Source organism: Salegentibacter sp. BLCTC, from assembly GCF_015143665.1.
Lineage (GTDB): Bacteria > Bacteroidota > Bacteroidia > Flavobacteriales > Flavobacteriaceae > Salegentibacter > Salegentibacter maritimus.
Genome location: NZ_WYEW01000010.1, coordinates 34,236 through 53,556 on the forward strand (window position 1 = coordinate 34,236; position 19,321 = coordinate 53,556).

General features: G+C 38.1%; 19 protein-coding genes. 10 read left to right on the top strand and 9 right to left on the bottom strand.

Annotated elements, in window-relative coordinates; genetic code table 11:
• Window positions 1–49 precede the first annotated feature (49 nt).
• From GUB10_RS13120 to purN, 4 genes are all read right to left on the bottom strand, one after another.
• Window positions 50–1,948: an amidophosphoribosyltransferase gene (locus tag GUB10_RS13120; protein ID WP_193711916.1), complete on the bottom strand. Its 1,899-nt coding sequence runs from the start codon at window positions 1,946–1,948 to the stop codon at window positions 50–52.
• 60 nt (window positions 1,949–2,008) lie between these two features.
• The gene (locus GUB10_RS13125; RefSeq protein WP_193711917.1) at window positions 2,009–2,932 is read right to left on the bottom strand and encodes a PfkB family carbohydrate kinase; all 924 of its coding nucleotides are present in this window, start codon (window positions 2,930–2,932) and stop codon (window positions 2,009–2,011) included.
• A 175-nt stretch (window positions 2,933–3,107) separates the two neighbouring features.
• Complete coding sequence (gene rnhA, locus GUB10_RS13130; protein ID WP_193711918.1) at window positions 3,108–3,575, bottom strand: ribonuclease HI; 468 nt, start codon at window positions 3,573–3,575, stop codon at window positions 3,108–3,110.
• Window positions 3,575–4,174: a phosphoribosylglycinamide formyltransferase gene (purN, locus tag GUB10_RS13135; protein WP_193711919.1), complete on the bottom strand. Its 600-nt coding sequence runs from the start codon at window positions 4,172–4,174 to the stop codon at window positions 3,575–3,577. Before purN ends, rnhA begins: the two co-directional genes overlap by 1 nt.
• A gap of 148 nt (window positions 4,175–4,322) precedes the next feature.
• Between purN and GUB10_RS13140 the strand changes: the two genes are divergently transcribed.
• The 5 genes from GUB10_RS13140 to pyk all read left to right on the top strand — a co-directional run bounded on the left by GUB10_RS13140 (window position 4,323) and on the right by pyk (window position 8,606).
• Window positions 4,323–4,559 carry an acyl carrier protein gene (locus GUB10_RS13140; protein ID WP_013069791.1) on the top strand — a complete coding sequence of 79 codons (237 nt, stop codon included), beginning with the start codon at window positions 4,323–4,325 and terminating at the stop codon, window positions 4,557–4,559.
• A 16-nt stretch (window positions 4,560–4,575) separates the two neighbouring features.
• Entirely contained in the window at window positions 4,576–5,829 is a 1,254-nt protein-coding gene (gene fabF / locus GUB10_RS13145; protein ID WP_193711920.1) for a beta-ketoacyl-ACP synthase II, read from the top strand.
• An 11-nt stretch (window positions 5,830–5,840) separates the two neighbouring features.
• Window positions 5,841–6,572, top strand: a complete 732-nt coding sequence (gene rnc / locus GUB10_RS13150) for a ribonuclease III (protein ID WP_193711921.1) — start codon at window positions 5,841–5,843, stop codon at window positions 6,570–6,572.
• A 115-nt stretch (window positions 6,573–6,687) separates the two neighbouring features.
• Entirely contained in the window at window positions 6,688–7,176 is a 489-nt protein-coding gene (locus GUB10_RS13155; RefSeq protein WP_193711922.1) for an IPExxxVDY family protein, read from the top strand.
• Entirely contained in the window at window positions 7,176–8,606 is a 1,431-nt protein-coding gene (pyk, locus tag GUB10_RS13160) for a pyruvate kinase (RefSeq protein WP_193711923.1), read from the top strand. The genes GUB10_RS13155 and pyk overlap by 1 nt, the downstream gene beginning before the upstream one ends.
• Before the next feature lie 190 nt (window positions 8,607–8,796).
• Here pyk and dinB read toward each other — a convergent pair whose 3' ends face one another.
• Window positions 8,797–9,900, bottom strand: coding sequence for a DNA polymerase IV (gene dinB / locus GUB10_RS13165; RefSeq protein WP_193711924.1), 1,104 nt, complete (start codon window positions 9,898–9,900; stop codon window positions 8,797–8,799).
• A gap of 295 nt (window positions 9,901–10,195) precedes the next feature.
• On the opposite strand from dinB, the gene GUB10_RS13170 reads away from it, so the two are divergent.
• The 5 genes from GUB10_RS13170 to GUB10_RS13190 are packed head-to-tail and all read left to right on the top strand — an operon-like array spanning window position 10,196 to window position 13,098.
• Entirely contained in the window at window positions 10,196–10,861 is a 666-nt protein-coding gene (locus GUB10_RS13170; protein WP_193711925.1) for an NAD(P)H-binding protein, read from the top strand.
• Window positions 10,862–11,329 (top strand): CYTH domain-containing protein, encoded by a 468-nt coding sequence (locus GUB10_RS13175; RefSeq protein WP_193711926.1) that lies wholly within the window; start codon window positions 10,862–10,864, stop codon window positions 11,327–11,329.
• 10 nt (window positions 11,330–11,339) lie between these two features.
• The gene (locus GUB10_RS13180) at window positions 11,340–11,840 is read left to right on the top strand and encodes a YciI family protein (RefSeq protein ID WP_193711927.1); all 501 of its coding nucleotides are present in this window, start codon (window positions 11,340–11,342) and stop codon (window positions 11,838–11,840) included.
• 32 nt (window positions 11,841–11,872) lie between these two features.
• Complete coding sequence (locus GUB10_RS13185; protein WP_193711928.1) at window positions 11,873–12,154, top strand: GNAT family N-acetyltransferase; 282 nt, start codon at window positions 11,873–11,875, stop codon at window positions 12,152–12,154.
• A gap of 17 nt (window positions 12,155–12,171) precedes the next feature.
• Entirely contained in the window at window positions 12,172–13,098 is a 927-nt protein-coding gene (locus GUB10_RS13190; protein ID WP_193711929.1) for a DUF5996 family protein, read from the top strand.
• 78 nt (window positions 13,099–13,176) lie between these two features.
• Here GUB10_RS13190 and trxA read toward each other — a convergent pair whose 3' ends face one another.
• The 4 genes from trxA to GUB10_RS13210 all read right to left on the bottom strand — a co-directional run bounded on the left by trxA (window position 13,177) and on the right by GUB10_RS13210 (window position 19,312).
• Complete coding sequence (gene trxA, locus GUB10_RS13195; protein WP_193711930.1) at window positions 13,177–13,476, bottom strand: thioredoxin; 300 nt, start codon at window positions 13,474–13,476, stop codon at window positions 13,177–13,179.
• A gap of 134 nt (window positions 13,477–13,610) precedes the next feature.
• Complete coding sequence (locus tag GUB10_RS13200; RefSeq protein WP_193711931.1) at window positions 13,611–15,017, bottom strand: efflux transporter outer membrane subunit; 1,407 nt, start codon at window positions 15,015–15,017, stop codon at window positions 13,611–13,613.
• Between the two features lie 2 nt (window positions 15,018–15,019).
• Window positions 15,020–18,181, bottom strand: a complete 3,162-nt coding sequence (locus GUB10_RS13205) for an efflux RND transporter permease subunit (protein WP_193711932.1) — start codon at window positions 18,179–18,181, stop codon at window positions 15,020–15,022.
• Between the two features lie 9 nt (window positions 18,182–18,190).
• Window positions 18,191–19,312: an efflux RND transporter periplasmic adaptor subunit gene (locus GUB10_RS13210; protein ID WP_193711933.1), complete on the bottom strand. Its 1,122-nt coding sequence runs from the start codon at window positions 19,310–19,312 to the stop codon at window positions 18,191–18,193.
• Window positions 19,313–19,321: the final 9 nt, after the last annotated feature.

Sequence of the window (19,321 nt, forward strand, 5' to 3'; positions counted from 1 at the left end):
TGCTAGAAATCATTTTAGATGAAAGGCAGAAATACTAGTTAAAATGCATTTAGTAGGCTCTACCCTCGTTACCTTCATAAAAATTAATGAAAGCTCTATTCACAACCCGGTTACCTCCAAAGGTTGGATAGTTCCCTGTAAAATACCAGTCTCCAAGATTTTTAGGGCAAGCCTTATGTAAATTATCTACAGTTTGGTAAATCACTTTTACCTTGGCATTTACATCGGTATCGCAAAGCAATTCTGAAATTTTATCTGAAATCTGTTCATCAGTAAAAGGTTCGTAAATTTCTTTTACAAAATTTTTCACTTCTTCATCGGCCAGGTTCACCTGTAGTTTACATTTTTCATATACTTTTTCTACGATATCATACTGGTTGTTATCTTTTAGAAGCTCTAGTGCTGCTCTAAAAGCTACAAGACCTTCCAGGCGTGCCATGTCAATTCCATAACAATCAGGATAGCGAATTTGCGGTGCTGAAGAGACTACTACAATTTGTTTGGGGTTTAACCTGTCCATCATTTTAATGATGCTTTTCTTTAAAGTGGTTCCCCTTACAATGCTATCGTCTATAATAACCAGGCTGTCTTCGGGTTTAATCACTCCATAAGTTACATCGTATACATGGGCTACAAGATCGTCCCGGCTACTGTCTTCTGTAATAAAAGTTCTAAGCTTTACGTCTTTAATCGCAATTTTTTCGGTACGTAACCTATGGGCCAGGATTTCTTGCAATCTGGCATCGGTTAAAGTTTCTTTTTCGGCAAGAATAGCGTCATTCTTTTGCTTGTTAAGTTCGTCCTGTGCGGCTTCCACCATTCCATAGAAACTTGTTTCTGCTGTATTTGGAATAAAAGAGAAAACGGTATTTATGGTGTCGTGGTTTATAGACTTTAGTACTTCGGGCATCAGTAAACGCCCAAGCATTTTACGTTCTTTATAAATCTCGGCATCACTTCCTCGTGAAAAATAAATACGCTCAAATGAACAGGCTTTTCGTTCTAAGGGTTCTAGAATTTTCTTAATATTTACCTCTCCACTCTTTTTGGTAATAATAGCATTTCCGGGAGGCAGCTCATGTACATCGTCAAAATTTACGTTGAAGGCAGTTTGAATTACCGGTCTTTCTGAAGCCACAACTACCACTTCGTCGTCTTTATAGTAATAGGCAGGCCTTATTCCGGCGGGATCTCGTAAAACAAAAGAGTCTCCGTGACCAAGCATCCCGGCCATCGCATAACCACCATCCCAGTTTTTGGAAGACTTTCTAAGAATTTTAGCGAGGTTTAATTTCTCTGCGATAAGAGGGGAAGCAGCTACTTTTGAAAAGCCTTGCTTTTTTAATTTTTTATAGAGTTTTTCAACTTCGGAGTCCAGGAAATGGCCAATTTTTTCCATTACTGTAACGGTATCGGCTTTTTCTTTTGGGTGCTGCCCAAGTTCTACCAGGTTATTAAAAAGCTGGTTTACGTTGGTCATATTAAAGTTTCCTGCCACAATTAGATTACGGTGCATCCAGTTGTTTTGTCTAAGGAACGGGTGTACACTTTCAATACTGTTTTTCCCGAAAGTTCCGTAGCGTACGTGCCCAAGGTAAACTTCACCTACATAAGGAATGTTCTTCTTTTGCAGGGCAACATCATCGGCATATTCGGGATTGGCTTTGATCTCGTCATTAATCCTGCCATTAATTTGTTCAAAAATATCCTGAATTGGCTGGGCTTCGTTAGATCTAATTCTACTAATATAGCGATCTCCGGGAGCGGTATTTAACTTGATATTGGCAAAACCGGCACCATCCTGGCCGCGGTTATGCTGCTTCTCCATCATTAAATACATTTTGTTTATTCCGTAAAAGGCAGTACCATATTTTTCTTTATAATACTCCAGCGGTTTTAACAATCGTATTTGGGCAATCCCACATTCGTGTTTTAAGGCGTCACTCATAATTAAAGGATTTGAATCCTGTTTTATATAAAAAATGCCCTGAAAATTCAGGGCATAGGTTTAGGTTAATGCTATTTCAAACTGAGTTAATTTTTTGAACTCTTCAAGGCGCGAATCAACTTCTTTGCCTGAAAGCTCTTCCATTCTTTCGGTGCCGAATTTTTCAACACAGAAAGAAGCAAGGTTAGCCCCGTAAATAATAGCGTTTTTCATATTTTCAAAACTAATATTGCCAGACTTTGAAAGATAACCTGCAAAGCCTCCTGCAAATGTGTCTCCGGCGCCTGTAGGGTCAAAAACCTCTTCTAAAGGAAGGGCGGGAGCAAAAAATACCTGTTCTTCGTGGAATAATAATGCGCCGTGTTCTCCTTTTTTTATCACTACATATTTAGGCCCCATGGCAGCGATTTTTTTAGCAGCTTTTGCTAAAGAGTATTCTCCAGAAAGTTGCCTGGCTTCTTCATCATTAATAGTAATTACATCTACTTTGCTAATTACTTTCATCAAGTCTTCCAATGCATTGTCCATCCAAAAATTCATGGTGTCAAGAATGGCTAACTTTGGAGATTCTAGTTGTTCCAAAACGCTAAGCTGAACCAATGGATGTAAGTTGCCTAGCATTACAATCTCGGCATCTTTATAGTTAGCTGGTACTACCGGTTTAAAATCTGCCAGAACATTTAGCTGTGTGTCTAAAGTATCTCTGGAGTTAAGGTCGTTATGGTACCGGCCGCTCCAAAAGAAAGTTTTCCCACCGGGAACTACTTCAATTCCGTCTATATTTATATTGTTTTTAGTAAGCAGGTCCAGATATTCTTGTGGAAAATCGTCTCCCACAACAGATACTACTGCGCTGTCTACATTAAACTGTGAAGCCGAAAGCCCAATATAGGTTCCTGCGCCTCCAAGAATTTTATCGGTTTTTCCAAATGGAGTTTCAATAGCATCAAAGGCTACAGTGCCTACAATCAGTAATTTACTCATAGTTTTATTTAAAAAATGTGCTGCAAATATACAGTTTGTTTTTCAAGGGCTCAATCAAAATTACCCGATAATAGCGATTTAAATAGCAAGTATTCCGTATGAAAATACGCCTGGGTTTTTAATAATGCCTTTTAGGGCTTGCTTTAAAGGAACTTATCAAAAAATATAGTTGAATCTAACTTTGTTGAAAACCTTCATCTATTAATAGTTTTTTTTCTTTTGAGGCCGCTACCGCTAAAGCATCACAACGTTCATTTTGTGGATGGTTGTTATGTCCTTTTATCCATTTAAAACTTACAGTGTGTTTTCGAATTTCTTTTAAAAGTTCTTTCCAGAGATCGGCGTTCTTTCGGTCTTTAAAATTTTTCTTTTCCCAACCAAAAACCCAATTTTTGTTTACGGCATCGGCCACATATTTTGAATCTGTAAAAACAATGGCTGTAATGCCGGGCTTTTTTAGCTTTTTTAAAGCATCAATTACCGCGAGTAATTCCATCCTGTTGTTGGTAGTGTGTTTAAAGCCTTTTGCAAATTCCTTGCGATAGCTTTTTCCTACCCATTCCATTACAATGCCGTAACCACCGGGGCCCGGATTTCCCCTTGCAGCACCATCGGTATAAATGTGCACCTGGGCTGTTTGCATTAATACGAATTCTTTTGAAGTAATTGTTGAATAATTTCCGGAAAATGCTTGTATTCTAATTCGTGTATTTTTTCGGCAAGCGTTTCAGGAGTGTCGTCTTCTGAAATGTTTGTTTTAGCCTGAAAAATCACTTCTCCTTCATCGTAGTTTTCATTTACGAAATGAATGCTGATGCCGCTTTCTTTTTCCTTATTTTCAATAATGGCTTTATGCACATTCATACCATACATACCTTTTCCTCCATATTTTGGAAGCAGGGCAGGGTGAATGTTTATAATTTTACCGGGAAAGCTTTTTAAAATGTCCTGGGGAAAAATCCACATAAATCCGGCTAAGACAATTAAATCTGGATTTATATCTTCCAAAATATGCAGAACATCATAACTATTGTAGAGTGCGTCCCTATCAAAATGAAGCGCCTTAACATTTAAATTGTGGGCTCTTTTCAGTACTTTGGCCGACCGTTTATTGGAAAAGACCGCTACAACACTGGCATGAGGCGAGTTTTTAAAAAATTTAATAATATTTTCGGCATTGGTTCCGGAGCCGGAAGCAAATACAACTATTTTTTTTTGGTTAAAATCGGTTGGAGTGCTCAAAATAAGCTTGTTAACAATTATTAGAGTGTAAAATTAAGTCCTTTCAATGAAATTTATGTAAATTACAGCCACATTTTTAAAGTAAAAATCGGTTTTAAAATAAAGTTTTTTATTTTTGCCACCTAATCAAAATTTAAATAAAAATATTATGTCAGACATTGCATCAAGAGTAAAAGCGATTATCGTTGACAAATTAGGTGTTGACGAGAACGAGGTAGTTAATGAAGCGAGCTTCACAAACGACCTGGGTGCTGATTCATTGGACACTGTGGAATTGATCATGGAATTCGAAAAAGAATTCGACATCCAGATTCCTGATGACCAGGCTGAGAACATTGCCACAGTAGGTCAGGCAATTTCTTATATTGAAGACGCAAAAAAATAAAAAGAGTATAGACCATATGGAGTTAAAGCGAGTTGTAGTAACGGGGCTGGGAGCCCTAACCCCCATTGGTAACAATATTGAAGAATATTGGGAGGCTTTGGTAGCTGGAAAAAGTGGTGGTGCACCTATTACCTATTTCGATACTGAAAAATTCAAAACCAAATTCGCTTGTGAACTCAAAAATTTTGATCCGCTGGATTTCTTTGATCGCAAGGAAGTAAGAAGGCTGGACAGGTTTGCCCAATATGCCATCGTAGCTTCAGACGAAGCCATAAAAGATTCCGGCATCAACCTGGATACCGTAGATAAGTATCGGGTTGGTGTAATATGGGGGGCCGGAATTGGCGGATTGGAAACATTTCAGAATGAAGTTATAAATTTTGCTGAAGGGGATGGTACTCCAAGATTTAATCCTTTCTTTATTCCTAAGATGATTGCAGATATTGCCCCGGGTAATATCTCTATTCGTCATGGGTTTATGGGTGCAAATTACACTACTGTATCGGCCTGTGCATCGGCGGCCAACGCCATGATAGATGCCTTGAATAATATTAGGCTGGGACATAGTGATATTATTGTATCTGGAGGTTCTGAAGCAGCGGTAACTTTGGCCGGTATGGGTGGTTTTAATGCCATGCATGCGCTTTCTACCCAAAACGACAATCCGGAAACGGCATCAAGACCTTTTGATGCTACCCGCGATGGTTTTGTTTTAGGAGAAGGTAGTGGGGCGCTTATTCTGGAAGAATATGAGCACGCAAAAGCCAGGGGAGCTAAGATTTATGCAGAAGTACTTGGAGGAGGTTTGTCTTCTGATGCTTACCATATGACGGCACCTCACCCTGAAGGAAATGGAGTGGTTGCGGTTATGGAGAATTGTCTAAGAAATGCAGGTATGAAGCCTGAAGATGTAGACGCCATTAATACGCACGGAACTTCTACTCCTCTAGGAGATGTGGCCGAATTGAAGGCTATAAGCAAAGTGTTTGGTGAACATGCCAAGACAATAAACATCAATTCAACAAAATCAATGACCGGACATTTGCTGGGTGCCGCCGGAGCGGTAGAAGCTATTTCGGCAATTTTATCTATGCAACACGGTATAGTACCACCTACTATTAACCACGAGCATAAAGATGAGAATATTGATCCTGAATTGAACCTTACTTTAAACAAAGCTCAGAAACGAGATGTAAAAGTTGTTATGAGTAATACGTTTGGGTTTGGAGGGCACAACGCTTGTGTTTTATTTAAAAAATATGATGAATAACCAAATATATTATGGGTGTTATTCGAAATATATTAAATTCCCGCTCTGGTAAAGGCGGGAATTTTTTTTCGGTTTTACATAAAATACTTGGTTTTAGGCCCAAGAACCTGCTTCATTACGAGAAGGCGTTTACCCACCGCTCCCTTAATATGAAAGATAAAAAGGGTAATGCTATAAACTTTGAACGTATGGAATTCCTGGGAGATGCCATATTAAGTGCGGTTATAGCTTCTCATCTTTTTAAAGCAGTCCCCGGGGGCAATGAAGGTTACCTCACCAAAATGCGTTCTAAGGTGGTTAGCCGGAAGCATTTAAATGAGCTGGGCAAAGACCTTAAGCTCATAGACCACGTACAAACCAATATTCCTAAAAATCAATTTGGCTCTAATATTCATGGAAATTTATTTGAGGCTTTAATTGGCGCCATATATCTTGATAGGGGATATAAGTATTGCAAACGCTTTATATACGAGCGTGTAATAGATCCCTATGTTGATATAGAGCAATTGGAAGGCCGCGTAATAAGTTACAAAAGCCTTTTTATAGAATGGTGTCAAAAAGAAAAACGAGAGTTTGATTTTGAGGTTTATGAAGATACGGGCAATGACGATGTTAAACATTTTGCCGTAAAATTGAGGTTAGACGATAAGGTGGTGGCCAAGGCCAGAGCCACTTCTAAAAAGAAGGCAGAAGAAAAAACGGCAAAAAGAGCTTATTACGCGCTTCAAAATAAAATTACTTAAAATCATGAAAATTACTATAAACTAAAACGTTTTCGTATGTAATCGTAAAGTTTTGAAGAGATAAAGCTTCATTTTTCTCAATCTTAATCTTATCTTTAGCCTTAAATTAAAAGCTATGCAATTGCATAAAACGCTGCTTGAAGATGTTGAGGAAGACGATTTTGGATTAATTGCACTTTATGGCGATTTAGAAGATTATAAGATGGCTTATTTGCTAAATAAGTATCTTAAACTTCAATTAAAGAGAGAGCGCAGGGATTTAGATTTTAACCATAAACAGGTTAAAGCCTTTTATGCTCATTATTCTTTTAAAGACCTAAAAAATTTTAGATCTTATCATCTGGTGGCTAACAAATTTAAAGGAGAATCCAAAAAAGTATTAAGTTCAGGTTCATTGTTTGAAGAAGAGGAAGTTAGACCCTTGCAGGTAAACCTGGTGCCTGAGTATAAGAAGGTTGATTTCTTTCTTAAAATAGATGAAGAACTTAGTGAAAAAGACCTCAATTTACTTGTTAATGCCATAAGCCAGATACCACCGGTTAGAGCAGTTTATAAAATTGACACAGATTTACTGAAATCCAAACAAAATTTAATTTTTGAATAATGCCAACAAATAAGAAGACTAAAATAGTTGCTACCCTGGGACCGGCAACTAGTTCCAAAGAAACTTTAGATAAAATGCTCCAGGCCGGAGTAAATGTTTTTAGAATTAATTTTTCCCACGCCAATTATGATGATGTAAAAGAACGCATCCAAATGATTAGGGACCTTAATAAGGAGAAAGGTTACAATGCCGCTATTTTGGGAGATCTACAGGGCCCTAAACTTCGTGTTGGGGTAATGAAAGATGAAGTGGTTGTTGCCGAAGGCGATGAAATTGTTTTTGCAACCGGTAAAGAATTTAAGGGAACTGCAGAACGCGTTTATATGAATTATGAGACTTTTCCGCAAGATGTATCAGCGGGAGAGCGTATTCTTTTAGATGATGGAAAACTTATTTTTGAGGTATTAAGTTCTAATAAAAAAGATGAAGTTAGAACCTGTGTTATTCAGGGCGGACCTTTAAAATCTAAAAAGGGGGTGAACCTTCCAAACACTAACATCTCACTCCCCGCATTGACTGAAAAGGATGTGAAAGATGCGATTTTTGCTTGTGAGATGCAGGTAGATTGGATAGCTCTATCTTTTGTACGTCACGCCGAAGATTTAAAGGAACTTCAGGAGTTAATTAAAAAGCATAGTGAATACAAAATACCTATTGTAGCTAAGATTGAAAAGCCTGAAGGTGTAGCCAATATAGATAAGATCGTAGCCTATTGTGATGGTCTTATGGTAGCCAGGGGAGACTTAGGTGTAGAGATACCTGCGCAGGAAGTTCCTCTTATTCAAAAGAAATTAGTACTTACGGCTAAAAAAGCCCGAATCCCGGTAATTATTGCCACACAAATGATGGAAACCATGATCACCAGCCTTACCCCAACCAGGGCTGAGGTAAACGACGTGGCCAACTCTGTTATGGATGGTGCTGATGCGGTAATGCTTAGTGGGGAAACTTCGGTAGGACAATACCCGGTACAGGTAATTCAAAAAATGGCGCAAATTCTGGTATCTGTAGAGAACTCGCCATTGATTAAAGTTCCTCACGACCCGCCACACGTACGTACCAAGCGGTATATTACAAAGGCGGTTTGTTACCACGCGGCACATATGGCCAACGAAATAAAAGCAAAGGCTATTTGTACCCTAACCAATAGTGGTTATACAGCCTTCCAGATTTCTGCCTGGAGGCCCGAAGCACATATTTTGGTGTTTACCTCTAATAATAGAATCTTATCACAACTAAGTTTACTTTGGGGGGTTAAGGCCTTTCATTACGATAAGTTTGTAAGTACCGATGAGACCATTGAAGATATTAACCGAATTGCAAAAGAAAAATCTTTTGTTGAAACCGGCGACTTTACCATTAACCTGGCAGCAATGCCTATAGGTGAAAAAGGAATGGTAAATACCTTAAGGGTTTCAGAGATAGAATAAGTTCTAGCTATTTTAAAAAGTAAGCCACGAATACATAATTAGTGAATTCGTGGCTTTTTGTATTGACAGCGACAATGGGCATAATGTCCCGAGACAGTTTAATCTGTAAATTTTTACTACTAAATTTAGAAAACAGGTTTCTACATTATTCGTATTTGGAATGATGGTTTATGCAGTCCAAAACGAAATTTTAAAACTCAAACTTTAACTGCACTTCTATTTTCTTTTCCTCCTTTGGTTTCTTTTCGTTCTTGTCCGTATTTAAATTGGAAAGCGAAATTCCCAAAAGTCGAACCGAATCTTTCATCTTTTCCTGATATAATAATTCTTTAGCGTTTTCAAGGATTAATTCTTTGCTGGAAATATAAAATGAAACGGTTTTACTGCGGGTTTGTTGGGTAAAATCACTGTACTTAATTTTTAGGGTAATAGTTTTACCGGCAACCTTACTTTTTTTAAGTCGGCGTGCGATTTCTTCGGCGATATTTTCCAACCTTTCCAGCATAAAGATTTCCGAAGAGATATTTTCATTAAAAGTGCGTTCGGCACCCAACGATTTTCGTATGCGGTTTGGTTTAACCTCGCTTAAATGAATTCCGCGAACTACATTAAAATAATGCGCACCGCTTTTCCCAAATTTTTCGGTTAGATATTCCAGGCTTTTGGTTTTTAGGTCTTTCCCGGTAAAAATGCCCAGCTTATACATTTTTTCGGCCGTTACTTTTCCAACGCCATGAAACTTCCTGATATCCAAAACCTCTAAAAAGGCTTCAACTTCCTCAGGATTCACCGTTTTTTGTCCGTTTGGTTTATTAAAATCACTGGCGACTTTCGCAATAAATTTATTGATAGAAATCCCGGCCGAAGCATTTAAACCTGTTTTCTCCTTAATTTTCTCCCTAATTTCTTTCGCGATAAGGCTGGCGCTGGGATTTCCTTTCTTATTTTCGGTAACATCCAGGTAAGCTTCGTCTAAAGAAAGCGGTTCCACCAAATCTGTATATTCATAAAATATCTCCCTAATTTGCTGCGAAATTTCGCGGTAACGGTCAAAACGGGTTTTTACAAAAATTAGATGCGGGCAGTTGCGTTTTGCAATTACGCTGCTCATAGCGCTTTTTACGCCATATTTGCGAGCTTCATAACTTGCTGCGCTAACAACCCCTCTTTCTGAAGTTCCGCCTACAGCAATGGCCTTACCTCGTAATTCGGGATTGTCCAGTTGTTCTACCGAAGCGTAGAAGGCATCCATGTCTATATGAATAATTTTGCGAATTGGAAGTTTTTGGCTCACTTTACAAATTTAGTGAAACTTCAACTTGTCGTGATATAAGAGACAGCAAATTGAATAGGTAAACTTATCTCCTGTGCAGGCAGGAATTTCTTTTGAAAATTAATTTTAGGTGAACCTTGCACTTTTTTAACCAGGTATGCTTTCTTAAAGTTTCGTTAGGGCATAGGTAGAGATGGCTTATTTTGTTTATATTATTTATTGGCACCGCCAAAGGGTCTAATACCCCGAGGTAGTTTACCGAAAGCTATTATTGTTGCCAAAACAAATTAGTAACCAATTAAAAAAAAAGAATACAATGCCAAAAACAGCAATAATTTTAGGAGCTACCGGACTTACCGGAGGAATTTTACTTCAGCAATTACTGGAAGACGAGCGCTATGAAAAGATTAAACTTTTCTCAAGAAACTCAGTAGAAGTAAAACACCCTAAAATTGAGGAACATTTAATAGACTTATTCAAACTGGAAGATTATAAAGATAAATTTAAGGCAGATGAGGTTTTTTGCTGTATAGGTACCACCAAAAGTAAAACACCAGATCACGAAACCTATACCCGGATAGATCGCGGAATTCCAATTACCGCTGCGAAATTGAGTAAAGAGAATAATATTGATACTTTTCTTGTAATTTCTGCGCTGGGTGCCAATCCTAAAAGTAGGGTGTTTTATAATCGTACCAAGGGGAAGATGGAAAAAGAAGTCTTGGCGCAGCAAATTAAGAATACCTATATATTGCAGCCTTCGCTTATTACCGGTGAGCGAAAGGAGAGTAGGAGTTTTGAAAAAATAGGAAAAATAATGCTGAATTTTATTAATCCGTTTTTTCTTGGAACTTTACGAAAATATAAATCTATTTCAGCTGAAAGTATTGCCAAAGCCATGGTAGCCATTGCCAATTCACCTGAATTGGACGTGCAAAGAATACCTTCAGATGAAATTAAAAACATAGCACATAAAAATTAGATGCAGGAAATAGAACGTAAATACCTTGTCACTTCAAAAGATTTTAAAAAAGAAGCTTTTAAGAACTTCTTTATAAAACAAGGGTTTTTAAATAAAGATCCGCAGCGAACGGTTCGGCTAAGAATTACCAACAATACCGCTTTTTTAACGATTAAAGGAAAATCTTCGAAAAGTGGATTATCCCGATTTGAATGGGAAAAGGAAATTGATATTAAAGAAGCTGAAGCTCTTTTTGAGCTTTGTGAACCGGGTATTATAGAGAAAACCCGGTATTTGGTCCAAGCCGGGGAGTTTATGTTTGAAATTGACGAATTTTATGGAGATAACGAAGGTTTAATCGTTGCCGAAATAGAACTTAATACAGAAGCCGATTCTTTTAAAAAGCCAGATTGGCTGGGAAAGGAAGTTACCGGAGACGTAAAATATTACAATTCGCAGTTAAGTGAAAAGCCTTTTAAAAATTGGTAGTCCTCACGTTATGAGAAAATTAATATACATATTCGTATTACCGCTTTTACTGGTTTCCTGTAACGAGCTACCCAAACAAAAACGTGGCTATCCGCGGGTTGAAAAAGGTGTGGAGGAGAGATCTAAAATCAATATAGATTCCGTAGAAAATGATCTAAAGCAAAAAGGCTATCAAACCTTTAGGTATAAAGCCGATGACACCACCTATTTAATGCAACAATATTATATGGTTTTTCTAAAAACCGGAGAAAATAGAAGTCAGGATTCTACCGAATTAGCACGTTTGCAAAAGGAGCATTTGGCCTATTTAAGCAAGATGGCTAGTGAGGGCTATGCCAGTTTAATAGGTCCTTTTGGCGGTAACGGGGAAATTCGTGGAATTGCAGTTTATAATACCGCCACCCTGAAGGAAGCCGATAGCTTGGCCAGGCAGGACCCAATGGTGAAAGCCGGTAGGCTGGAGGTTGAGGTTAACCCGTGGTGGACCGCCAAAGGCGGAAAATTAAACTAAATTTTAATGAATTGAATTTAAAAATTTGAAGTATGAAGATTGAGCAAATAGATGAAGTTACCAAAGGATTTTTTAAGGCTGTAGAGTCTGGGAAACAAGCGGGGAAGATAGAATACACCTGGGCCGGAAAGAATAAATTTATAGTAGATCACACCGAAGTGAACCCAGAGTTTAAGGGAAAAGGTGTTGGTAAGAAATTGGTACAGGCAACGGTAAATTTTGCAAAAGAAAATAAGTTAAAGGTAATCCCTCTATGTCCATTTGCTAAAAGTGTGATTGAAAAAACATCGGAATTCCAGGAAATACTTGCTTGATTTTTAATGATGTAACTATGAATAGTAACTCCCTTCCTGATTTAAAATATGTGGGTTTTGAGAAAGAAAAACTTAGCCTTCACCTTTTGCTACAAATAGTGGGCAAAATTAAATTGGGGCTTATGCCAAGAAAGAATCATTGGTGGAATATAACCCATTATGTGAACCAGCAAGGTTTTAGTACAGGGGCAATTCCTTATAACAATGGATTCAGTAATTTTTCTATTGATTTTAACTTTATTAAACATCAATTGGAAATAGCCACAAGTGAAGGTGGTTTTGAGCTTTTAAAGCTGAAAAACGGTTTAAGTGTTTCCTATTTTTACAATGAGATTTTTAAGGTTCTAAAAACATTGGATATAAAAGTAGATATTGTTGACAAGCCTTTTGACCTTGGAATTCAAAACAAATTTTCAAATCTTTCAGAAGTTCATCATTATCATAAAGATTATGCTGAAAAACTTTGGAAAAGCTTATTATGGATAAATGGAGTTTTTAATGAGTTTAGTGGGAGGTTCTATGGAAAAACCTGTCCGGTACATTTATACTGGCATTCTATGGATCTCGCGGTAACCAGGTTTTCCGGTAAAAAAGCTCCAAAAATGCCAGATGCAGCCAGACTTTCAGACAAGGATGCTTATAGTCATGAATGTATAAGTTTTGGTTTTTGGCCCGGGGATGATACCTTGAAGGAGCCGGCCTTTTATTCTTATACTTTTCCTAATCCTGAAGGCCTGGAAAAACAAACCTTACAACCCAAAACTGCGATTTGGGAAATGGAAAGTGGGAGTCCTATGGCTTTACTTACATACGCTAATCTTAGGAGTGAAAAGAATCCGCGACAGGCTTTATTAAATTTTATGGAGAGTGCATATCTGGCCGGTGCCGGGCTTTTAGGCTGGTCAATTGAAGCACTGAAAGTACCAAAACTTACCAATTTATAAATATTGAGCTGAATCTAAAAAAAGACTTCTGCTATAATCCTAAATTGATGTACTGTAATTTTTGTGATGTAATTTACATTATGACTTTGAATTGATAACTTCAATTATATCGGCCTTTTGCAATACCCCAGATTGTCTCCAAAGTTGCTGGCCATTTTTAAATAGAATCATGGTGGGAACTCCACGAACCTGATATTTTCCTGCCAGTTCCTGGTTTTTATCTACATCTATTTTTACAATTTTTACTGTATCGCCTAGTTCGGCTTTTACTTCTTTTAGAATTGGCGCAAGCGTTTTACAGGGGCCACACCAGGTTGCGTGAAAGTCGACCAATACGGCCTTTTCACCTTTTATAATATCACTAAAATTACTTTTCATAAGTCTTGGATTAAGCCTTTTTAAAGCTACTAAATTTCGTGCTTTAGTCGAAACCAAATTGTTTTTATAACAAAAAACAGCCACGAAATTCATCCCGTGACTGTCTTTTCAACAATTAACAAAAATTCAAAAAATTATTGCCAGCCTCCACCAAGGGCTTTATATAGGTTTACTATTGCGTTTAATTGATTGTACTCTGCATTAATTAAATTTAACCTTGAATTTAATGCGTTTTCTCTGGCGGTTAAAACTTCAAGATAATTGGCCAAACCATTATTCAGCAGTTCTTCTGAGTATCCGGAAGCTTTATTATAGGCTTCATATTCATTATTTAGTATTTCAATACGTTCTGTACTGGCAGTGTAATTAGAAAGTGCATCAGAAACTTCCCTACCGGCTACCAATATGGCTTTTTTAAAGTTCAGCAAAGCTTGTTGTTGCTGAGCCTGGGAAACTTCATACTGAGTTCTTATTTGCCTCTTGTTAATGATAGGTTGTAATAAAGACGCTCCTAAATTGGCAAAAAGAGAGTTTGCATTTAATAATTTATCTAATTCTAAACTTTGGAAACCTCCCGAAGCAGTTAACCTAAGAGAAGGATAGAAGTTTGCCCGTGCTGCATTGGTAAGCTCAAAAGCGTTAATAAGCCCATATTCTGCGGCAATTACATCAGGCCTGTTTCTAAGAAGTTGAGAGGGTACACCGCTATTAAGCGAAGTGTTAATACGTTGCCTTGATAACTCACTTCGTTTTATATCCTGAGGCCCTTCGCCCAACAGAATGGCAAAAGAGTTTTCAAGCAAGCGAATTTGATTTTTAAGCTGTACCACTAAAGCTTCGGCTGTGTGCAACTGTGCCTTGGTTTGTTGTACACCAACCTCGGTAACATTACCGGCTTCTTTTAAAGCCTGTGTAGTTTCAAGGCTGCTTTTTCTATATTCAAGAGTTTGCTCTGAAATTCTAAGTTGTTCGTCCAGGCTAAGTAACTGGTAATAGTTACTGGCAATACTGGCAATAAGCTGTGTTTTAACCGCTTTATGGGCGGCTTCACTTTGCAAATATGCAGCAGTAAAAGCCCGATCGTTACTTCTTATTTTTCCCCATATATCTGCTTCCCAGGAAAGGTTCCCGGTTACATCATATTGCGTGATGTTTCCGTTGAAAAAGGAACCAAATTGACTGTTTCTGGACAATATTTGGTGACTTACAGACGGCCCTGCGCTTAAGGTTGGAAAATAACTTGCTTTCCCTTGCTTTACGTAAGCTTCAGCTGCCAGCATTTGCTGAATAGCAATTCTAATATCAATATTGTTTTCCAGCCCTTCTTCAATATGGCTTTTTAAAATAGGATCGGTGAAAATCTCCTGCCAGGAAATCATCGCAATATTTAAAGAGTCTTGCGGAAGTTTATCTGTTCTATAGAGTTCTTCCGAAATTTCTTCTAATTCAGGACGTTCGTACTCCTTGGCTGCAAAGCAGGAAACCAGTAGAAATGGTACGGCTCCTGCTAGCAACAATTTATATATTCTATTCTTTTTCATTTTTATACTTTTTCAGAAATTGATTTCTTTTCTGTTTGGGCCGCTTCCGGTGCTCCCGAAATTTTTTCTTGTAACCATTGGAATATGATATAGAGAATAGGGATTACAAAAACACCTAGAAGGGTTCCTATCAATAAACCTCCTACAGCTCCTGTACCAATAGAACGGTTTCCAGCTGCTCCTGTTCCGCCTGCAAAAACCAAAGGCAGTAAACCAATAATAAATGCGAATGATGTCATTAAAATTGGTCTTAACCTAACCTTAGCACCATCTAGTGCGGCATTTACAATAGAAAGCCCTGCTTTTCTTCGTTGCATGGCAAATTCTATAATTAGAATTGCGTTTTTAGCAAGCAATCCAATTAACATAATTAAAGCAATTTGGAAGTAAATATTTACCTGAAGTCCGGCAAATTTGGTAACCAAATAAGAACCCATTACTCCTACAGGCAGCGAAAGTAAAACGGCAAAAGGAATAAGATAGCTTTCATATTGAGCTGCAAGAATAAAATACACAAACAAAATACTTAAAATTAAAATAAATGTAGATTGGGAACCAGCCGATATTTCTTCACGTGTAAGTCCGCCATAATCTATGGAGAAGTTAGATGGTAAAGATTCTGCACTTACTTCCTGAACAGCAGCAATAGCGTCTCCCGAGGAATAACCAGGGGCCGGAGCACCGTTTATGGTTGCCGAGTTAAATAAGTTAAACCTTGTTACAGATTGTGGCCCATAAACTCGCTGTAAACTCACAAATTCACTTAAAGGAGCCATTTCTCCAGATTCGTTCCTTACATAAAGAGAGTTTAGATCATCTGTACTTGCCCTATCTTCTGGGAAAGCCTGAACATATACACGGTATTGTTTACCAAACCTAGAGAAGTCTGCAGCGTATATACTTCCAATATAGCCTTGTAAAGTAGAGAATATGGTAGAAATACTTACACCGGCCTCTTTAGCTTTGGGGATATTTAGCTCCATCTCGTATTGTGGGTAGTTCGTATTGAAAGAACTTTGTGCATACTGTATTTCTGGCCTTTGTGAAAGGGCAGCGATATAATTTTGCGTTTGTTCATCCAGTTCCTGGAAGCTACCTCCCGATCTATCCAATAGTTTTGCTTCAAAGCCTCCGGAAACTCCAAAACCTGGAATACTGGGAGGGGAGAAGAATAGCATTTCTGCATCGGTAAATGAAGCTCCAATTTGGAATAGCTGTGCCTGTATAGATTCTACAGAGAGATGATCTTCTTCACGCTCACTCCAATTATCTAATTTAACAAAACCAAGCGCAAAGTTACTTCCTGCTCCACCAATTAAACTAAATCCATTTACTAAAGAAACACCTTTAACTCCTTCAATTTGCTGCGCTTTCTTTTCTAATTGTGATGTAATTCCTACCGTTCTATCCAGGGATGCTCCTGCCGGTAATTCTACATTTACAAACAATATTCCCCTGTCTTCATCTGGAACAAATCCAGTTGGAGTGGTTTTAGCTGCCCAAATAATTGCCACAACCGAGGCTACAAGCGTAAGGCCTGTAATCCATTTATGCCTATTTAGAAAGGATAGCGAATTTACATACTTATCTGTAGTTACTTTAAAAGCTGTATTAAAAGAGCTGAAAAATCGTTGTAAAAAGTTCTTTTTCTTATAGTCTTCATCTTCCCGGGGTGGTTTTAGGAAGATTGCACATAGTGCCGGACTTAAAGTTAAAGCGTTTACCGCAGAAATAGCAATGGCCACTATAAGGGTAACCCCAAATTGTTCATAGAAAACTCCGGTAGGCCCGGTAATAAATGTTACCGGAATAAAAACTGCACCCATTACAAGTGTAATAGAAATAATAGCTCCGGTAATTTCGTCCATAGCTTTTCTTGTACCGGTTAAGGCATCTTTGGCTCCTTCTTCCATTTTTGCATGAACGGCTTCTACAACCACAATGGCATCATCCACAACAATACCAATGGCGAGAACGAGAGCAAAAAGCGTTAAGAGGTTTATAGAGTATCCAAAAAGGTTTAAGAAAAAGAAGGTACCTATTATGGAAACCGGCACCGCAATAGCCGGAATTAATGTAGACCTAAAATCCTGAAGGAATATAAATACTACAATAAATACCAGTATAAATGCTTCTATAAGAGTAACTATTACCTTGTCTATAGAGGCTGTTAGGAACTCGTTGGTATCAAAATTTATATACACCGAAAGGCCGGTTGGAAACTCCTTTTCCATTTCTTCCAGCTTATCGTGTATATTTTCAATAATTTCCTGGGCATTTGAACCTGGTGTTTGGTATACTGCCATGGCCACACCCGGCTTTCCGTTGGTGTATCCAATAACATTGTAGCCTTCAGCATCAAGTTCAACTTCTGCTACATCACCCAATCTTAGAAATTGACCATTATCAAGTGCTTTAATGATGATATCTTTATACTGGTCTTCGTTTTGATACCTTCCGCTATAGCGCAGTACATACTCGAAAGCCTCGGCATTGTTTTGACCCAAAGAACCGGCAGCCGCTTCCTGGCTTTGTTCATTTATAGCTCCAATAACATCGGAAGGAATTAAATTGTATGCCGCCAATTTTTCCGGCTGAAGCCAAATACGCATGGCATATTTCTTAGATCCAAAAACATTTACATTACCAACTCCTTTAATACGTTGTAATTCTGGAATAACGTTAATGTTAAGATAGTTTTGAATAAAAGTGGCATCGTATTCTTCATTTTCTGAAAGTACTGTGAAGAACATCAATGCACTGGTTTGTTCTTTTTGAGTGGTAACACCAGATTGCGTAACCTCCTGTGGAAGTAAGGGAGTGGCCCTGGACACCCTATTTTGTACGTTTACCGCGGCAATATCGGGGTCAATACCTTGTTCAAAAAATACCTGAATGCTGGCACTACCATTATTACTGGCAGTTGAGGTAATGTAATCCATTCCTTCAACCCCATTAATTTGCTCTTCAATAGGAATAATAACACTTTCCAGTACCGTTTGAGCGTTGGCACCGGGGAAGTTTGCACGAACCTGTACGGTTGGCGGAGCAATGTCTGGATATTGGGTTACCGGAAGCGTTGAGATTCCCAGAATACCCAGTATCACTATTATAATGGAAACAACCGTAGATAATACCGGTCTTTCTATAAATTTCTTTAGCATCTTAAAATCTTATTTAAATACTCTATTAATGGAATTCGCAATACTGTCAAAAGGAATTTCTTGCGGTTTTATAGGGGTGTTGTTTCTCAATTTGGCAACGCCCTGGGCAACAATTTTATCGTTATTTTCCAGTCCTGATTCAACAACTATAAAATTATTTACCCTTGCGGTTTCTTTAATTGTAGTAGAAACAGCAATGCTATCGCCCTGAACTTTGTAAACATAGGTTTTCCCTTGTTGTTCAAAACTTGAAAGTTCGGGTATTAAGAGCACATCTTTATAAGTTTTTGGAATTCGAATCTTACCGCTATTTCCATTGGACAATAGTTGGTTGGGGTTTGGGAATTTTGCTCTAAAAGTAACCGAACCTGTTGAAGGATCAATTTGTCCCGAAACAGTTTCTATTTTACCTGTTTCGTTATATTTCTCGCCGTTAGCAAGGATTAAAGAAACTTCAGGAAAATTGGCTATTTTTTCTGCAATAGTATTTCCCGCAGTTTCCTGAATAAAACTCATATAATCTTTTTCATTCATAGAAAAGAAAGCGTAAACCTCATCGGTTTGGGAAACGGTTGTAAGTGGAGTAGGGTCGCCTGGAGAGACCAGGGCTCCATTTCTATAATTAATATTACCTACGTAACCATCTACCGGACTTTTAATATTGGCGTATCCTATACTGGCAGCAATACTATTGTAATTCGCCTCTGCCTGAGAAAGTTTCGCTTTTGCAGTCTCTAGCTGTACCTTACTAATAATATTTTTTTCAACAAGGGGTTTTAGTTTTTCTACTTCTACCCGGGCTGCATTTACATTGGCCTTTGCAGCTTCGGCATCGCCAGATAAAGATTCGGTTTCAAGTTTAAACAGGAGCTGTCCCTTTTTAACTTTTTCTCCGGCATCAACCAAAACATTGGTAACATATCCGGGTACCTTTGCACGTACTTCACTATTTACAACACCTTCAATACTTGTTGGATAAGAAGTGTGTCCGGTAACTGTTTTAGTAGGTACACCTATTACGGGAAAAGGCCTTGGCCCCTGGGCTCTTTGTTGTGCTTTGGTACCATCTGAGCAAGAAGTAAAAACTCCCGCACTTAGTATAAAGAGACTAAAATAAATTATCTTTTTCATTGCTATGCT